Source organism: Pseudoalteromonas sp. HM-SA03 (genome assembly GCF_002289345.1).
In the GTDB taxonomy this organism is placed as follows: domain Bacteria; phylum Pseudomonadota; class Gammaproteobacteria; order Enterobacterales; family Alteromonadaceae; genus Pseudoalteromonas.
Window position 1 is genome coordinate 43,059 of sequence record NZ_NSDG01000055.1, and the last position, 15,509, is coordinate 58,567.

Genomic DNA, 15,509 nt, shown 5'->3' on the forward strand with positions numbered 1-15,509 from the left:
ATTTTCTATTAATTTTGCCAGATGTTTGGAAACCTAGATGCAAGAGCAATATAACCCGCAAGATATCGAAGCCAAAGTACAGTCGTACTGGGAAGAAAACAATACCTTCAAAGTTGTCGAAGACGAAAGTAAAGAGAAGTACTACTGTCTCTCAATGTTCCCATATCCAAGTGGTCGCCTCCACATGGGTCACGTACGTAACTACACCATTGGTGATGTGGTTTCTCGTTTCCAACGCCTACAAGGCAAAAACGTTATGCAACCTATGGGTTGGGATGCGTTTGGTCTTCCAGCTGAAAATGCGGCAATTAAAAATAATACCGCACCGGCTAAATGGACCTACGAAAATATCGACTACATGCGCAACCAGCTCAAGTTGCTTGGCTTTGGTTACGACTGGGATCGTGAAATCGCAACTTGTCACCCAGAATATTATAAGTGGGAACAGTGGTTCTTCACTAAGCTTTACGAAAAAGGCTTAGTATACAAAAAGATGTCAACGGTAAACTGGGATCCAGTTGACCAAACGGTATTGGCAAATGAGCAAGTTATTGACGGCCGTGGTTGGCGCTCTGGTGCCATTGTCGAGCAAAAAGAAATTCCACAATGGTTCATTAAAATCACCGATTATGCACAAGAGTTACTGGATGACTTAGACAAGCTTGACCACTGGCCTGAGCAAGTTAAAACCATGCAGCGTAACTGGATTGGTCGCTCAGAAGGCGTTGAAATCGACTTTAAACGTGCCGACAACGACGAAAGCTTCACCGTATACACTACCCGCCCTGATACCTTTATGGGTGTGACTTATGTGGCAGTTGCGGCAGGTCACCCGATCGCTCAAGAAGCAGCGAAAAACAGCGATGCGATCTCTCGTTTTGTTGAAGAGTGCAAGAACACCAAAGTTGCCGAAGCGGATATGGCAACGATGGAGAAAAAAGGCATCGCGACAGGCTTTACGGCTATCCACCCACTCACAGGACAAGAGGTGCCAATTTGGGTAGCTAACTTTGTACTGATGGATTACGGCTCAGGTGCCGTGATGGCAGTACCAGGTCACGACCAACGTGACTATGAGTTTGCAACCGCTTATGGTCTTGAGATCAAACAAGTTATTCAGCCTCTAGCCGGCGCAGAAGTAGAAGCTAATCTGGCTGAAGCAGCGTTTACCGAAAAAGGCACGCTTATCAACTCTGGCGAGTTCGATGGCCTAGACTTTGAAGGCGCATTTAACGCCATCGCAACTAAACTAGAATCACTTGGCGTAGGTAAACGTAAAGTAAACTTCCGTCTTCGCGATTGGGGTGTGAGCCGCCAGCGTTACTGGGGTTCGCCAATCCCAATGTTAAACAAAGAAGATGGTTCTGAGCTTGCGGCACCTGAGGACATGCTTCCTGTTCGTCTACCTGAAGACGTAGTCATGAATGGAGTAACTTCACCGATTAAAGCAGATCCAGAATGGGCAAAAGCAACAATAAATGGTGAGGCGGTATTCCACGAAACCGATACATTCGACACCTTTATGGAATCATCTTGGTACTATGCACGTTACTGTAGCCCACGCTATGATGAAGGTATGCTTGAACCAGGTGCAGCAAACTACTGGCTACCAGTAAACCAATATATTGGTGGTATTGAGCACGCTATCTTGCACTTGTTGTACTCACGTTTCTTCCACAAGCTGCTACGTGATTTCGGTTTAGTGAACTCTGATGAGCCATTTGAGCGTCTACTGTGTCAAGGCATGGTACTTGCGGATACTTACTACCGTAAAGACGAGAAAGGCGGCGATATTTGGATCGCACCAACTGACGTATTAACTGAGACTGACGACAAAGGCCGCATCACTAAAGCGTGGCATAAAGAAGACGGCGAGCCGGTATTCTCTGCTGGCATGAGCAAAATGTCTAAGTCGAAGAACAATGGTATTGACCCGCAAACGGTTATCAAGCAATACGGCGCTGACACAGTTCGCTTATTCATGATGTTTACGGCTCCACCAGAGCAAACGCTTGAATGGTCTGACTCAGGCGTTGAAGGTGCGCACCGTTTCCTTCGTCGTATTTGGAAGTACGCGGTTGACGTAAAGCAAGCAGGCACTGCCGAGCTTGATTTAAGCAAACTAAATGCAGCACAAAAGACGCTACGTCGCGACATCCACAAAGCCATTGCAAAAGTGACAGATGATATCGAACGTCGCCAAACGTTCAACACGGCAATTGCCGCGGTGATGGAGCTGTCAAACAAGCTTATCAAAGCGCCACTTAGTGATGAGCAAGACATTGCGCTAGCAAACGAAGCACTAGAAGCTATGGTGATCATGCTGGCGCCTATCACACCGCACATGTGTCACGAGCTGTGGACTGAGCTTGGCAAGGCTGGTGATATTCTTGATGCGGCATGGCCTATCGTCGACCAAAGCGCACTAGTTGAAGATGAAAAGCTTATCGTTGTACAAGTCAACGGCAAGCTGCGCTCTAAAATCACCGTGGCGGCAGATGCAACGCAAGAACAAGTTGAAGCGATTGCATTTAGTGAAGAAAACGTCACTAAATTTACTGACGGCAAGACCATCCGTAAGGTGATCTATGTTCCTGGTAAACTACTTAATGTGGTTGCAAACTAAGATGCGTAGCCTATTTTGGCACACCAGCAAGCTAGCAGTTTTGCTAGCTTGCTTCTTCGTGGCGAGCTGCGGTTTTCACCTCAAGCAAGCCTCTTACCTTCCTGACGATCTAAAAGAAATCACCTTAAGTGGTGACGACAAGCGTTCAGCCTTGTTTGAACAGTTACAGTCTGATCTTCAGCGTGCTCAGGTATCCCTTACACCAAAAAATACCAAACAAGCTGCTGAGTTGTACTTGTACAATGACTCACTTGAACGGCAAACACTCAGTTTGTTCAAAAATGGTCAGGTTGCCCAGTATGAACTGGCGTATCGCGTATCGTACCGATTGACTCGTCCAGGCCAAGAACCCGTTAAACAAATGTTCGAACTGTATCGTAACTATCAGGACGACCCAGACAACGCGCTAGCAAAGGCAAAAGAGCTTGAGCTGATCCTAACCGAGATGCGCCGTCTTGCAAGCCAACGTATTATTCGAGAGTTGTCGCAACTGTAATGCGTTGTTATGCCAATCAACTCTCCAATTACCTGAGTAAAGGGCTTGCGCCTTTTTATCTGGTCTTTGGTGAAGAACCCTTTCAGCAAGGCGAATGTGCACTTGCCATACGAACTGCAGCCAAACAGCAAGGTTTTGACGAAGTCATTAAGTTTGCTCTACTTCCGGGATTTGACTGGCAAGAGCTCAGTGCACAGTACAACAGTATGTCTTTGTTCAGTGCGCGTACGCTCATCGAATTCGACTTTAACGAGCAAAAAGTCCCTACCCAAGGTGTCGCGGTTTTAAAGTCTTTGACCGAACAGGTCAATCCTGATGTCGTTGTTATTTTTAAAGGGCTGGGCGCGGGTCAAGACATTCAACGTACTGCGTGGTTCAAAGCATTAGAGCCTAAAGGCCTGTTTGTCCCTTGCTATGCGTTAACGGGCCGTCATCTTGAACGCTGGTTTGATGATGAATGTAAGCGGCTGAAGCTTTCTGTCTCACCACAAGGCAAGCGCGCCCTGCTCGTCGCCACAGAAGGCAACTTGCTTGCAACGCATCAGGAGCTCGAAAAGCTCTCCTTACTATTTGGTAAAAACCCGGTTGATGAACAGCAATTGCTGAGCGGCTTATTAAATCAATCTAAGTTCGATATTTTTGATTTAAATACCGGATTGCTAAGTGGCAACCCTAAACAAATTATCAAAGTATTGAATAAGCTCGCCAGTGATAATGTAGAGCCCGCGAGTATTCTCTGGACCTTGCAAAACCAAGCACGCACCTTGCTGGGTGTTAAAACCTTGTGGCAAACCGGCGCTACGCTTGCGGATGCCTATAAAAAACATAATGTCTGGAAAAATCAGCAAACCATCACGCAGCAAGCGTTAGACAGATTAACGCTAGAGCAGATAAAACAGTTGCTCTGTATGATGGCAGACTTTGATACCGCATATAAAGAAGCAAGGCTCACTGCGCCATATCAAGCTCTGGCACACATTGCTCTAGCCTTTGCCACCCCCATCGCAATGCCGCTACCAATTAGCCAGAGTGAGCATGTATGATTGCTTTGTTTGGTGGTACTTTCGATCCTCCGCATTTGGGCCATTTAAATATGGCGATGCGCTGCGTCGACGAGCTAAGTCTGGCTGAGTTAAAATTTTTACCTTGTGCCATACCGGTTCATAAACAAAAGCCCAGCATCAGTGACGAACATCGCCTAGCGATGCTTGCAAATTTGCTATCAGGGCAACAGAAACTGGTTATTGATAGACGTGAACTTGACCGACAAGGACCCTCTTACAGCCTGCTAACACTGCAAGAGCTGCGTAACGACTATCAGGATCAGCCGATTTTATTTTTAATGGGTATGGACTCGTTTAATAGCCTATACACTTGGTATCAATGGCAAGAAATCACAAAGCTGTGTCATCTAGTGGTGTATCAACGCCCAAAAGAACATTGCTCACCAGATGCTAAAGTCTCGGCTTATTTAGCCAAAGCACGCACAGATAGCTTAAATAAGCTCCAAACCACCAAGGCTGGACACTGCTATTTCCTTCACGGTGAGCAAAAAGACATTGCATCGAGTACAATAAGAGCTGCAATTGCGCAGCATGACAAAGAATATTTGGAACATTGGCTGCCCGCTTCTGTCATAGATTATATAAATAGCCATGGCTTGTATGCTGATTAACCCCATAAAGCATGTTAGAATCGCCGATTATTTGAAATACAGAGACAAAAACTTGGATTCACAACAGTTATTAGATTTCGCGCTAGACAAAGTAGATGATATGAAAGCGCGTGATATTGTTAAGCTCGACGTTCGCGAAACTTCTTCAATCACCGATTACTTAGTGATCTGTACAGGCACCTCAAAACGCCATGTCCAATCGATTGCCGATCATGTTGCTAAAGAAGCACGTCATGCTGGAGAAGCACCAATTGGCCAAGAAGGTCAAGACATCGGTGAGTGGGTATTGGTTGATTTGGGTGACGTTGTTGTTCACGTAATGCAAGACCAAACCCGTGATTTTTATGACCTAGAAAAGCTGTGGGGCTAATGTGAAGATCCAACTCATTGCTGTAGGTACCAAAATGCCGAAGTGGGTTGAAACTGGCTTCACCGAATATCAAAGACGCTTCCCCAAAGATATGCCACTGGAGTTAATTGAAATTAGCGCTGGCAAACGGGGGAAAAATGCAGATATTAAACGCATTTTGCAACAAGAAGGTGAGAAAACCTTAGCCGCTATCCCAAAAGGAAATCGGATCGTAACCTTAGAAGTGACTGGCAAGCCATGGGATACACACCAACTTGCGAGCAATATGGAAAAGTGGCAGCTGGACGGTCGCGATGTTAGCTTACTGATTGGCGGCCCTGAAGGGCTTGCACCAGAATGTATTGCTGCGGCTGAACAAAAGTGGTCATTATCAAACTTAACCCTACCCCACCCTTTGGTGCGTATAGTGGTTGCCGAGAGCTTGTATCGCGGCTGGAGTTTAAATAACAATCATCCTTACCACAGAGAATAATAATGATAAAAAAACGGCCGACGATTAGGGATCATTCTGCCGAGGCTAACCTCTTTGCGAGACGGGCCTTTGTCGGCTTTGTTTTTGTCGTCATTATTGTTGGGATCTTGTTTCACAATGTCTACAAGCTTCAGGTGACCGAGCACGAGACCTATCGTACCCGCTCCAATGATAACCGTATAAAAGTCATTCCGGTCGCCCCTAATCGGGGTTTGATTTACGACCGCAATGGTGTCTTGCTCGCCGAAAATCGCCCCGTTTACAACCTTGAAGTGATCCCAGAAGATGTCGAAGATCTCGAAGCATCATTAGCTTCTGTACGTCAACTCATCGAAATTTCTGAGCAAGAAGTAGAAGATTTCAAAAAGGAAATCAAGCATAACCGTCGCTTCAAAAGCCAAGTACTAAAGGGTCGCTTGAATGAGGAAGAAGTCGCAATTTTGTCGGTGAACCAACACCGCTTGCCCGGCTTTAGCGTTGAAGCTCGATTGTCCCGTTATTATCCTTATGGCGATACCCTCACTCATGCCCTAGGCTATGTCGCAAAGCTCAATAAAGAGGAACTCTTTGACTTAGAGCTAGAAGGCAAAGACACGAACTATCGTGCTACCCATGATATCGGTAAGCTCGGTGTCGAGAAGTTTTATGAAGAACAGCTACACGGTATTGTGGGCTCTCGCCGCGTCGAGGTGAATAATCGCGGCCGTATCATTCGCACATTAAGCATGGAAACGCCACAACCAGGTAAAGACTTGGTGCTAACGCTTGATATCGGCTTGCAACAAATCGTCCAGCATGTGCTAAAAGACACCCGAGGCGCGATCATCGTTATGGATCCACGCGACGGAGGAATTTTAGCGCTCTATTCTAACCCAAGTTACGACCCGAATCTGTTCGTTCACGGGATCAGCGGCAAAGACTACCGAGCCTTGCTCAACCCAGACAGACCACTTATCAACCGTGCAACTCAAGGCCGTTATGCTCCCGCTTCCACAGTGAAACCTCATCTCGCTGTGCTTGCACTGGAAGAAGGTGTTGTCACCGAAACAACCAAAATTTGGGATCCCGGCTTTTTTCAAATTCCCAATGTAAAACATAAATGGCGTGACTGGCGCCCTTGGGGTCATGAACATGTTGATGTGTATAAGGCTATTGAGCAGTCTTGTGATACCTATTTTTACGAAACCGCATATAAACTCGGCATAACCAAAATTAGCGACTTTATGAACCAGTTTGGCTTTGGTGAGCTTTCGGGTATCGATATTCATGAAGAAACCTCCGCCATTTTGCCATCCGTTGAATGGAAAAGAGAACGTTTTAAAGAGTCGTGGTACCCGGGAGATACGATTTCTGTTGGGATAGGACAAGGCTACTGGACTGCCACTCCAATGCAAATTGCGAACTCACTGAGCATTTTGGTCAATAAAGGCATACACCGCCAGCCGCACTTAGTACAAATTTCTAAGCAAGACACTGAAGTGGAGCAACTATTTACGGAAGAAAAACCACCCGTTGTGTTGAAAAACCCTTATCACTGGGATATTGCATTAAAAGCCATGCACAACACAGTAAAAATAGGTACCGCAAAAAGTGCATTTAAGGGCGTGACCTATGACCACGCAGGTAAAACAGGTACCGCACAAGTTGTCAGCATTGCTCAGGGCGAAAGATACGATGCCAAAAAGCTAAAAGAAAAACACAGAGACAATGGTATCTACGTAGGTTTTGCACCTTTTGATGACCCTCAAATTGTTATCACTGTGGTTGTCGAAAACCAAGGTGGTGGTAGTGCTATCGCAGCGCCAATGGCGCGACAAGTGATGGATTATTACTTTTCAGCCTACCCGCTTGAGAAGGAGCAACAGCAATGAGCCCGCTGAATAAGCCGCGTTCGCTATTTGAAAAAGTCCATATCGACCTACCGTTATTTGCAGCCTTGCTCACTATGATGATTGGTAGTCTCGCGATTGTGTATAGTGCTAGTGGACAAGACATGGGCATGATGATGCGTCATGGCACACGCATGTTTGGTGCATTAGTTGCCATGCTATTTATGGCACAATTTTCCCCAAATACACTTAAGCGCGTGGCAATTCCCGTTTACCTCTTAGGTCTTGGCATGCTCGTCGCCGTGCTGTTTTTTGGAGTCAGTAGTAAAGGGGCTCAGCGCTGGCTCGACTTAGGTGTTACCCGCTTTCAACCTTCTGAAATAATGAAACTAGCAGTGCCCATGACGGTCGCTTGGTTTATTGGCCGCTCTCACTTACCTCCTAGTATTTTGAATTTGACAATCGGCTTTGTGATTGTGTTAGTGCCAACTATCCTGATCAAAGAGCAGCCCGACTTGGGTACTTCTATCTTAATCGCCAGCTCTGGTATATTTGCGCTCTTTTTAGCTGGGTTAAGTTGGCGTTTAATCGGCTCTGGTTTATTACTTGCGGTCCCCGGTGGCTATGCGTTTTGGCATTACGGAATGCATGCCTATCAAAAGCAGCGTGTACTGACCTTTTTAGATCCAGAAAGCGATCCGCTGGGTTCTGGTTACCATATTATCCAATCGAAGATTGCGATAGGCTCCGGTGGCGTTGAGGGTAAAGGCTGGCTGCATGGAACCCAATCTCAATTAGAATTTTTACCCGAGCGCCATACCGACTTTATCTTTTCGGTGTTGAGCGAAGAATTTGGCTTGTTGGGTGTCACCATTTTACTCAGCTTGTATCTCTTTATAATCGGTCGCGGATTGTATATCGCGGTGCAAGCACAAGATGCTTTCAGTAAGCTGCTTGCAGGAGCACTAACTTTGACCTTCTTCGTCTATGTCTTTGTAAATATCGGAATGGTTTCTGGTCTCTTGCCAGTAGTCGGTGTACCTCTGCCCCTAATTAGCTATGGTGGCACATCAATGGTGACCTTAATGGCCGGTTTTGGCATTATTATGGCAATCGCAACAGATAAGAGGATGTTGTTAAAATAATGACAGTTCGTATTACCCTAATTTCAAAACTGGTTCTAGTATTTGCCCTATTAAGCGTGCTCAGTGCTTGCGGTAGCCGTTATCATATTCGTCATGATAAAGCGCCACTGCGCGAGCCTACCGAACTGGAAATGCAGGATGCTATTGTCACCAACGAAAAAAAGAGCGTGAGTGCCAATCGCCCCTATACTGTTCTTGGAAAACGTTACACACCAATCTCAGACGAACATGGGTATCAACAACAAGGCACCGCCTCGTGGTACGGCCGTAAATTCCACGGTTACCACACCTCCAATGGTGAAATTTTTAATATGTTCGATATGACAGCGGCACATAAAACGCTGCCACTCCCTAGCTTTGCCAAAGTAACAAACTTAGACAACGGACGCTCCGCCATCGTTAGAATTAACGACCGAGGTCCATTCCACGACGATAGATTAATCGACCTATCTTACGCTGCTGCCTATAAGCTAGGCTATCACCTTCAGGGTACAGCGCGCGTTAAGGTCGAAGCCATTACTCTATCGCGCGAGTCTCCAAGGCTAACCTATGTACAAGTTGCTGCTGGCAGTAAACTTGAGAACATACAGTTATTAGCAGGTCAGTTAAAACAAGAATTGGGGTTAGCTACACCCATCACGTTTGAAAACAACCTATACAAGCTTAGAGTCGGCCCAATTACCGACGACAATCAAGCACAGTCTTTACTAAAAACCTTACAACAAGGTCAATTTAGTCGTGCTTTCTTGCTTTACAGTGAGCAGGAACTTTAGAATAACCGCAATGAATGCCGATAAACAAAAAAGCGAGCATAATGACTTCTATCAAACCAAAAATCGTTAAAAAAGTCCTTGGACTGGTGTGCACTTTCTCTATTATGAGTGCCAGTGCACAAATTATTCCTTCACCGCCGCAGATCAATGCGAAAGGCTATTTCCTTGTAGATTTCACAACTGGAAAGGTGATTGCAGAGGGTGAAGCCGATACTAAGCTAGCGCCAGCAAGTTTAACCAAAATGATGACCAGTTATGTTATTGGTACTGAAATAGCAGCAGGTAACATTAGTCCATCTGATCAGGTCACCATTAGTGAAAAAGCGTGGGCTAAGAACTTTCCTGGTTCATCGGTGATGTTTATCGAAGTGGGTAAGCAGGTCAGTGTTGATGACTTAAACCACGGGATCATTATTCAATCAGGCAATGATGCTTGTGTTGCAATGGCCGAGCACATTGCTGGTAGTGAAAGTGCGTTTGCCGATCTGATGAATGCACATGCTGAAAAGCTAGGCATGACGAATAGCCACTTTATCAATAGCCATGGCCTAGACACCGATGAGCATTACACAACTCCAAGAGACATGGCGACTCTAGGTGCAGCGCTTATTCGTGATGTACCTGATGAATACGCTTTATACAAGAAAAAGTCTTTTTCTTACAACGGCATAAAGCAATATAACCGTAACTCACTACTTTGGGATGCAAGCCTTGAAGTGGATGGCATTAAAACCGGCCACACCTCAGATGCCGGCTATAGTCTAGTTACTTCAGCGATTAAAGATGATATGCGTCTTGTTGCGGTAGTCATGGGCACAGAAAGTGAGCGTGCACGTAAAGTTGAAAGCAAAAAATTGCTTAACTACGGCTTCCGTTTCTTTGAAACCATTACTCCTTACCAAGCCGGTGACGCTTTTGCCGATCAGCGCGNTGGGTAACAAAGAAACCGTATCGCTTGGCATTATGGAAGACACGCCAATCACTATTCCACGAGGTCAAAGCAAGAACTTAAAGGCTAACTTTGAGTTAGATAAAACACTCGAAGCGCCGCTAGCAAAAGGTACTAAAGTTGGTACTTTGTTCTTACAGCTTGAAGGTGAAGACGTAGCACAATACCCGCTGGTTACGCTTGAAGAGATCCAAGAAGGTGGATTCTTTAGCAAGATCTACGACTACCTACGTTTACAGATCTCGCAATAACCCCATTTTATGTAAGTGAACGCCTCATCATGAGGCGTTTTTTTTTGCGCCAAAAATGATAGAATGCGGCCAATAAATGACGACCTTGGCAACTCAAGGCTTGAAAGAGCCGCTAAGTGACCAAATAAAGGCGTCAGCAAGTAGTTCGTTGTGAGGATACCGTCGTGGTAAAACCAGTTAAAAATACTAAGTTTGATGAATACTTAGAATTTCCTTGCCCATTTACATTCAAGATTATGGGCCTTGCAAATGTCGATTTGACGGATCAGATCCTAACTAAACTGCAGGTGATTGCACCGGGTGATTATGCACCAAAGGTTAAACCAAGCAGCAAAGGCACCTATGAAGCCGTATCTCTTGTCGTTACCGTAACCAGCAAAGAGCATATCGAGCAGATTTATACCGAGATCGGTGGCATCGAAGACGTCCGTTACATTCTGTAGTTGGTAAGGACCCTAGTTATGGAATCTCGTAAGTTAATTGTGCGTCAACTCGGCCTTTGTAGTTACGAGCCAATTTGGCACAAAATGCAATCTTTTACCGATGAGCGTGATGACACCACAGCGGATGAAATCTGGCTGGTGGAACATGAGCCTGTTTTTACACAAGGTCAAGCCGGTAAAGAAGAGCATGTCTTGGCGCCAGGCAATATTCCCGTCGTAAAAGTAGATCGCGGCGGTCAAGTTACCTACCACGGTCCTGGGCAACAAATGCTTTATGTACTGCTCAACTTACGACGATTGAAAATAGGGGTACGTGAACTCGTCACTTGGCTAGAAGAAAGCATTATCGACTCCCTTAAAGAATATGGGATAGAAGCTTACGCTAAAGCCGATGCACCGGGTGTATACGTCAACGATAGCAAGATAGCATCTCTTGGACTTAGAGTCCGCCGAGGCTGCTCGTTTCATGGACTCGCACTCAACGTTAATATGGACCTTGGTCCATTTTTACGAATCAACCCTTGTGGTTATGCGGGCATGAATATGGTGCAAAGTAGCGAAATTAATGGACCTCAAACCGTCGCTGATGCGGGGGCTGGTCTGGTAAAACACATGCTAAAACGCGTTAATGCTGAGCATGTCGAATACACTGAAGGGTTTGAAAACGTATGAGTAAACCAGTCAAAATGGAGCCAGGGGTAAAGCTCCGCGATGCAGAAAAAATGGCATTGATCCCAGTTAAAGTCATGCCAACAGAACGCGAAGAAATGCTGAGAAAGCCTGAGTGGTTAAAGATCCGTTTGCCAAAATCAAGTGAACGTATCGATGGCATTAAACAAGCAATGCGTAAGCACGGTTTACACTCTGTTTGTGAAGAAGCATCTTGCCCTAACCTGTCTGAGTGCTTTAATCACGGTACAGCAACCTTTATGATTTTAGGTGCAATTTGTACTCGCCGCTGTCCATTCTGTGATGTGGCCCATGGTCGTCCACTAAAACCTGATGCACAAGAGCCGGAAAAGCTTGCGCTTACGATTAAAGACATGAAGTTAAGCTATGTTGTTATTACCTCTGTTGACCGTGATGATTTACGCGACGGTGGTGCGCAGCACTTTGCCGACTGTATTCGCGAGATCCGTAAGCACAATCCAGGTATTACAATCGAAATTCTCGTACCTGATTTCCGTGGTCGTATGGATAGAGCGCTTGAAATCTTAAGCGAAACCCCACCGGATGTATTCAACCATAACCTTGAAACTGCACCAAGACTTTACAAGCTAGCGCGTCCTGGTGCCGATTATAAGTGGTCGCTCGAATTACTACGCCGCTTTAAAGAAGCGCATCCAGAAGTAAGGACTAAGTCAGGCCTGATGGTTGGACTAGGCGAAGAAATCTCTGAAATTGAAGAAGTCTTAAGAGACTTGCGCGAGCATAACGTAGATATGCTTACTGTAGGCCAGTATCTGCAACCTTCAAAGCACCACTTGCCGGTAAAACGCTACGTGCCACCGGTTGAGTTTGATGGGCTAAAAGAGTATGCCGACGAAATAGGCTTTAGCCACGCAGCTTGCGGACCATTTGTACGCTCTAGCTACCATGCAGATCAGCAAGCCGCCGGTAAAGAAGTAAAATAAATTCTTCGTAAAACTGCTAGTTACAACTTAAACGCGGCTAAACGACACTATTTGTGATTTCAGTATTGTTGATAAAACACTAAAATCAATCGTATTGTCGCGGGAAAATCTAATGCTAGTAATACCAATTCTCTTAATTAGTTGATCAATTTTGAGTCGAGAAAAGCTTGTGATAACAAGGCAAAAATTTTGCTATTTAGCTGTTCTAAATGAGAAATTTTTAACGCAGTTGGCAGCAGGTTTTATCTCTCAAATTGACCAGATATTTAAGCTGATTGGTATAAATTGCCTTGTGGCTATATCATTAGTGGAGGGGCGTTTGGTTTGGCGCTATCGAGCTAAAATCTAAACGTCCCCTCTAACCCTTCCTTACAAATCGTAATACTCTCTATTCAAAATGACAGAACGTACTCAAAAGCAAGCTTTTTGCTAACCAGCAGCTTTGATTCAATCATAGTCAGAAGTCCAATATAGGTCTTAAAAAATAAATGTCGGTGAAAGTGCCCCTCTGCTACCTACTCAACCTGAGCTTCGGATAATTAATGCCTTTCTAGCAGCCAGTTTTAGCGCTACCTGCGTTGAATTCACTTCCAATAGCCAGCTATTGGTGTGTAAATTCGCCTTGCCTACAGGATGTAGGTAGCAGGACGCGAGAGCGGAGCTATCCCCAAAACTCTCTGGCTAGATAAGGAAATAATTTAATATGATTTTAAAAATAATGAGTTAGCTNCATTTCTTATCCAAACCTCAGGTTGCTCAAGTTGAAGGCACATGCTTCTCATGTTATAAAAAAGCTAACAACATTGTAGAGCAATTGAGTCAGTCCTGTTAGCAACCATTGATATCAGCTTTATATAGCAATGCCACTACCCTATTGAATTAGTTGAACTTATTATGAAATCACTTTAGGTTTTAAATGTTTATTCGCCCACAAGCTTACGGAGGAATAACTGTGGATTCAACAAAACTCCCTTATTACAAGATAGAGGTGCCTGAGCCTTTACCATTCAAGTTTAAACCAATACCCAGAAAGTATGAGCCAAACAGCAAACCTCACAAAAAGATAATAGTTTTCTCAGCAATCGTCTTTAGTGTAATTCTCATGGGCTTAATTCTAAGTATTATAGACTCTCGAAATAACTTATTACTGAAACTGATACTTCTAGGCGTAACTTGGTTTTTTTGGGTAAAAATAGTCCGCTACTTTGAAGCTAAGGAGAAAGAGGTAGATGCAGAAGTAAAGTCTAGCTCAGACTATATAGCTCGTATTCGCAATGAAGTTGCCGAAGAGAAAAGTGAATATCATAAAAAAAATAAAGAAGTTGAAGAATCACTAAAGGAAAACGAGTATCAAGCCAATATGCTCTTAATTGATGTTAACGATATTCTCGACACTGATATTCCTCGATCACTCAAAGAGGCCAGTACCTATATCTCACAAGCCGAGATCACCTATCAAAAAAATCTCTATTCTCAATATTGGGATAATTTAGACGATGCAATACTAAAAATTGAATTAGCAAAAAAGCAGTTCAACGCTGTAGAGAGTAAGTCAAAGAAATATCAAGCAATTTTACGAGGGCAGAAGCATAATTTCCCTCCGCTTTTTCAACAGCGAGATTTTAAATTAAACCCCATTGCTGTATTTAAGGAGTACTGCCGCATAAAAGAATTGGGAGAATCAAATTATCAATTTGCCAAAATTGAAGAGATGCGAAAAACTAGAAAGGTCATTGCTGCGGGGTTTGGCTCTTTCAACCATATGTTTAATGCACAGATGAATTCAATCAACTCGTCATTTAACTACTTTAGGGATAGCGTTGACCAACAATTTCATGAATTTAAAAAAGAAAGTAAAAAGTCGAATCAAGATCTTGAACAAGCACTTAAAGAGCAAAAGGAATACTTTGAAGAAGTTATTGCTGACTTAAAGCAAACATTTCAAACTGGCAATCATTAAGGAGATACATATGTCGGAATACTATTCATTTATGCTACGGGATATTGGAGGGAGCGACTTACATGCAGTAAAACTTAGCCGCAGGAAAATCCGTATTGAAAATGGAACTGTTACTACGTTAGAAAAGAGTGGATTATTTTGGGGAAAATGGGAGGAAAAGTATTCATGGACAATAACTCAAAGTATGGAGGTTCTTTACATAGATAGAATGGGCTTAAATAACCTTTCCGGGTCAGTAGAGTTGCAAGATAAAAGTACTGGTGAAAGTTATAGGGAATATATATATGATGAGTTAGACGCATTTATAAGCGAATTAAACTTGCCTGTATCCTGCGAAATTTAAAGTTTGAGTTAAAGTCTAGATATGAGGAAAACGATATACCTAGTTTAACCTGAGCTTCGGATAATTAATGCCTTTCTAGCAGCCAGTTTTTGCGCTAACTGCGTTGAATTCACTTCCAATAGCCAGCTATTGGTGCGTAAATTCGTCTAGTTATCCCTAAAACTCTCTGACTAGATAAGGAAATAATTGAATGTATCTTTAAAAACAATTAGTTAGCTCATTTAAGCTGAATTAGCTGAGAAGAATTTAGCTAAGAAGAGTGATCCGTACCAACAACAACAACGGGTAACTGTCAGATCAAGTCTGAACTAGTACAGTCCAGGCTGAGTATTCTCTTTATCGACAGTTCTGTTATTGCACTGCGCTTTTTACCGCTAATAGTTGAGATAAAATCCAGGCATAAAAAAGCCGCAGTTGGGCTAAGATTTTACGGCAGTTTTGGCCTACACCCGCAAGCACTGCATTCAGTTTATCACCGAGCTTTCCTTTTAAGCGGTTAAGCCCTAAGTGACCGTCTTGTTTCATGTGCCCGATGATTGGCTC

The 15,509-nt window shown here is 44.1% G+C and carries 14 protein-coding genes and 2 pseudogenes; 15 read left to right on the forward strand and 1 reads right to left on the reverse strand.

Going from position 1 to position 15,509, the window contains the following annotated elements; all coding sequences use genetic code 11:
* Nucleotides 1–37: 37 nt before the first annotated feature.
* The 15 genes and pseudogenes from leuS (at nt 38) to CKO50_RS11780 (ending at nt 14,966) form a co-directional block, all read left to right on the forward strand.
* Nucleotides 38–2,626, forward strand: a complete 2,589-nt coding sequence (gene leuS / locus CKO50_RS11710; protein WP_095728291.1) for a leucine--tRNA ligase — start codon at nt 38–40, stop codon at nt 2,624–2,626.
* Complete coding sequence (gene lptE, locus CKO50_RS11715; protein WP_095728292.1) at nt 2,610–3,122, forward strand: LPS assembly lipoprotein LptE; 513 nt, start codon at nt 2,610–2,612, stop codon at nt 3,120–3,122. The genes leuS and lptE overlap by 17 nt, the downstream gene beginning before the upstream one ends.
* On the forward strand, nt 3,122–4,165 hold the full coding sequence (gene holA, locus CKO50_RS11720) for a DNA polymerase III subunit delta (RefSeq protein ID WP_095728293.1): 1,044 nt from the start codon (nt 3,122–3,124) through the stop codon (nt 4,163–4,165). Before lptE ends, holA begins: the two co-directional genes overlap by 1 nt.
* Complete coding sequence (gene nadD, locus CKO50_RS11725; protein WP_095728294.1) at nt 4,162–4,797, forward strand: nicotinate-nucleotide adenylyltransferase; 636 nt, start codon at nt 4,162–4,164, stop codon at nt 4,795–4,797. The genes holA and nadD overlap by 4 nt, the downstream gene beginning before the upstream one ends.
* 52 nt (nt 4,798–4,849) lie before the next feature.
* Nucleotides 4,850–5,167 carry a ribosome silencing factor gene (rsfS, locus tag CKO50_RS11730; protein WP_095728303.1) on the forward strand — a complete coding sequence of 106 codons (318 nt, stop codon included), beginning with the start codon at nt 4,850–4,852 and terminating at the stop codon, nt 5,165–5,167.
* Nucleotide 5,168: 1 nt separating this feature from the next.
* Entirely contained in the window at nt 5,169–5,639 is a 471-nt protein-coding gene (rlmH, locus tag CKO50_RS11735) for a 23S rRNA (pseudouridine(1915)-N(3))-methyltransferase RlmH (protein WP_010372039.1), read from the forward strand.
* A gap of 2 nt (nt 5,640–5,641) precedes the next feature.
* Complete coding sequence (mrdA, locus tag CKO50_RS11740) at nt 5,642–7,510, forward strand: penicillin-binding protein 2 (RefSeq protein WP_095728295.1); 1,869 nt, start codon at nt 5,642–5,644, stop codon at nt 7,508–7,510.
* Entirely contained in the window at nt 7,507–8,613 is a 1,107-nt protein-coding gene (rodA, locus tag CKO50_RS11745) for a rod shape-determining protein RodA (protein ID WP_010606151.1), read from the forward strand. Before mrdA ends, rodA begins: the two co-directional genes overlap by 4 nt.
* On the forward strand, nt 8,613–9,386 hold the full coding sequence (locus CKO50_RS11750; RefSeq protein WP_095728296.1) for a septal ring lytic transglycosylase RlpA family protein: 774 nt from the start codon (nt 8,613–8,615) through the stop codon (nt 9,384–9,386). Before rodA ends, CKO50_RS11750 begins: the two co-directional genes overlap by 1 nt.
* 41 nt (nt 9,387–9,427) lie before the next feature.
* Nucleotides 9,428–10,586: pseudogene (locus CKO50_RS11755) on the forward strand (serine hydrolase).
* A 164-nt stretch (nt 10,587–10,750) separates the two neighbouring features.
* Nucleotides 10,751–11,029, forward strand: a complete 279-nt coding sequence (ybeD, locus tag CKO50_RS11760) for a DUF493 family protein YbeD (RefSeq protein WP_095728297.1) — start codon at nt 10,751–10,753, stop codon at nt 11,027–11,029.
* A gap of 18 nt (nt 11,030–11,047) precedes the next feature.
* The gene (lipB, locus tag CKO50_RS11765) at nt 11,048–11,701 is read left to right on the forward strand and encodes a lipoyl(octanoyl) transferase LipB (protein WP_095728298.1); all 654 of its coding nucleotides are present in this window, start codon (nt 11,048–11,050) and stop codon (nt 11,699–11,701) included.
* Complete coding sequence (gene lipA / locus CKO50_RS11770) at nt 11,698–12,663, forward strand: lipoyl synthase (RefSeq protein WP_017216358.1); 966 nt, start codon at nt 11,698–11,700, stop codon at nt 12,661–12,663. The genes lipB and lipA overlap by 4 nt, the downstream gene beginning before the upstream one ends.
* A 916-nt stretch (nt 12,664–13,579) precedes the next feature.
* Nucleotides 13,580–14,623 (forward strand): hypothetical protein, encoded by a 1,044-nt coding sequence (locus CKO50_RS11775; RefSeq protein WP_095728299.1) that lies wholly within the window; start codon nt 13,580–13,582, stop codon nt 14,621–14,623.
* Between the two features lie 10 nt (nt 14,624–14,633).
* Nucleotides 14,634–14,966, forward strand: a complete 333-nt coding sequence (locus CKO50_RS11780; RefSeq protein ID WP_095728300.1) for a hypothetical protein — start codon at nt 14,634–14,636, stop codon at nt 14,964–14,966.
* A 351-nt stretch (nt 14,967–15,317) separates the two neighbouring features.
* Here CKO50_RS11780 and CKO50_RS23975 read toward each other — a convergent pair.
* Nucleotides 15,318–15,509, reverse strand: a pseudogene (locus tag CKO50_RS23975) (IS5/IS1182 family transposase); the annotation flags it as partial.

Coding starts and splice junctions, on each gene's coding strand:
- lptE (WP_095728292.1), top strand. CDS start 2,610: ATGTGGTTGCAAACTAAGATGCGTAGCCTATTTTGGCACACCAGCAAG.
- lipB (WP_095728298.1), top strand. CDS start 11,048: ATGGAATCTCGTAAGTTAATTGTGCGTCAACTCGGCCTTTGTAGTTAC.
- leuS (WP_095728291.1), top strand. CDS start 38: ATGCAAGAGCAATATAACCCGCAAGATATCGAAGCCAAAGTACAGTCG.
- rodA (WP_010606151.1), top strand. CDS start 7,507: ATGAGCCCGCTGAATAAGCCGCGTTCGCTATTTGAAAAAGTCCATATC.
- holA (WP_095728293.1), top strand. CDS start 3,122: ATGCGTTGTTATGCCAATCAACTCTCCAATTACCTGAGTAAAGGGCTT.
- lipA (WP_017216358.1), top strand. CDS start 11,698: ATGAGTAAACCAGTCAAAATGGAGCCAGGGGTAAAGCTCCGCGATGCA.
- CKO50_RS11750 (WP_095728296.1), top strand. CDS start 8,613: ATGACAGTTCGTATTACCCTAATTTCAAAACTGGTTCTAGTATTTGCC.
- nadD (WP_095728294.1), top strand. CDS start 4,162: ATGATTGCTTTGTTTGGTGGTACTTTCGATCCTCCGCATTTGGGCCAT.
- CKO50_RS11780 (WP_095728300.1), top strand. CDS start 14,634: ATGTCGGAATACTATTCATTTATGCTACGGGATATTGGAGGGAGCGAC.
- mrdA (WP_095728295.1), top strand. CDS start 5,642: ATGATAAAAAAACGGCCGACGATTAGGGATCATTCTGCCGAGGCTAAC.
- CKO50_RS11775 (WP_095728299.1), top strand. CDS start 13,580: ATGTTTATTCGCCCACAAGCTTACGGAGGAATAACTGTGGATTCAACA.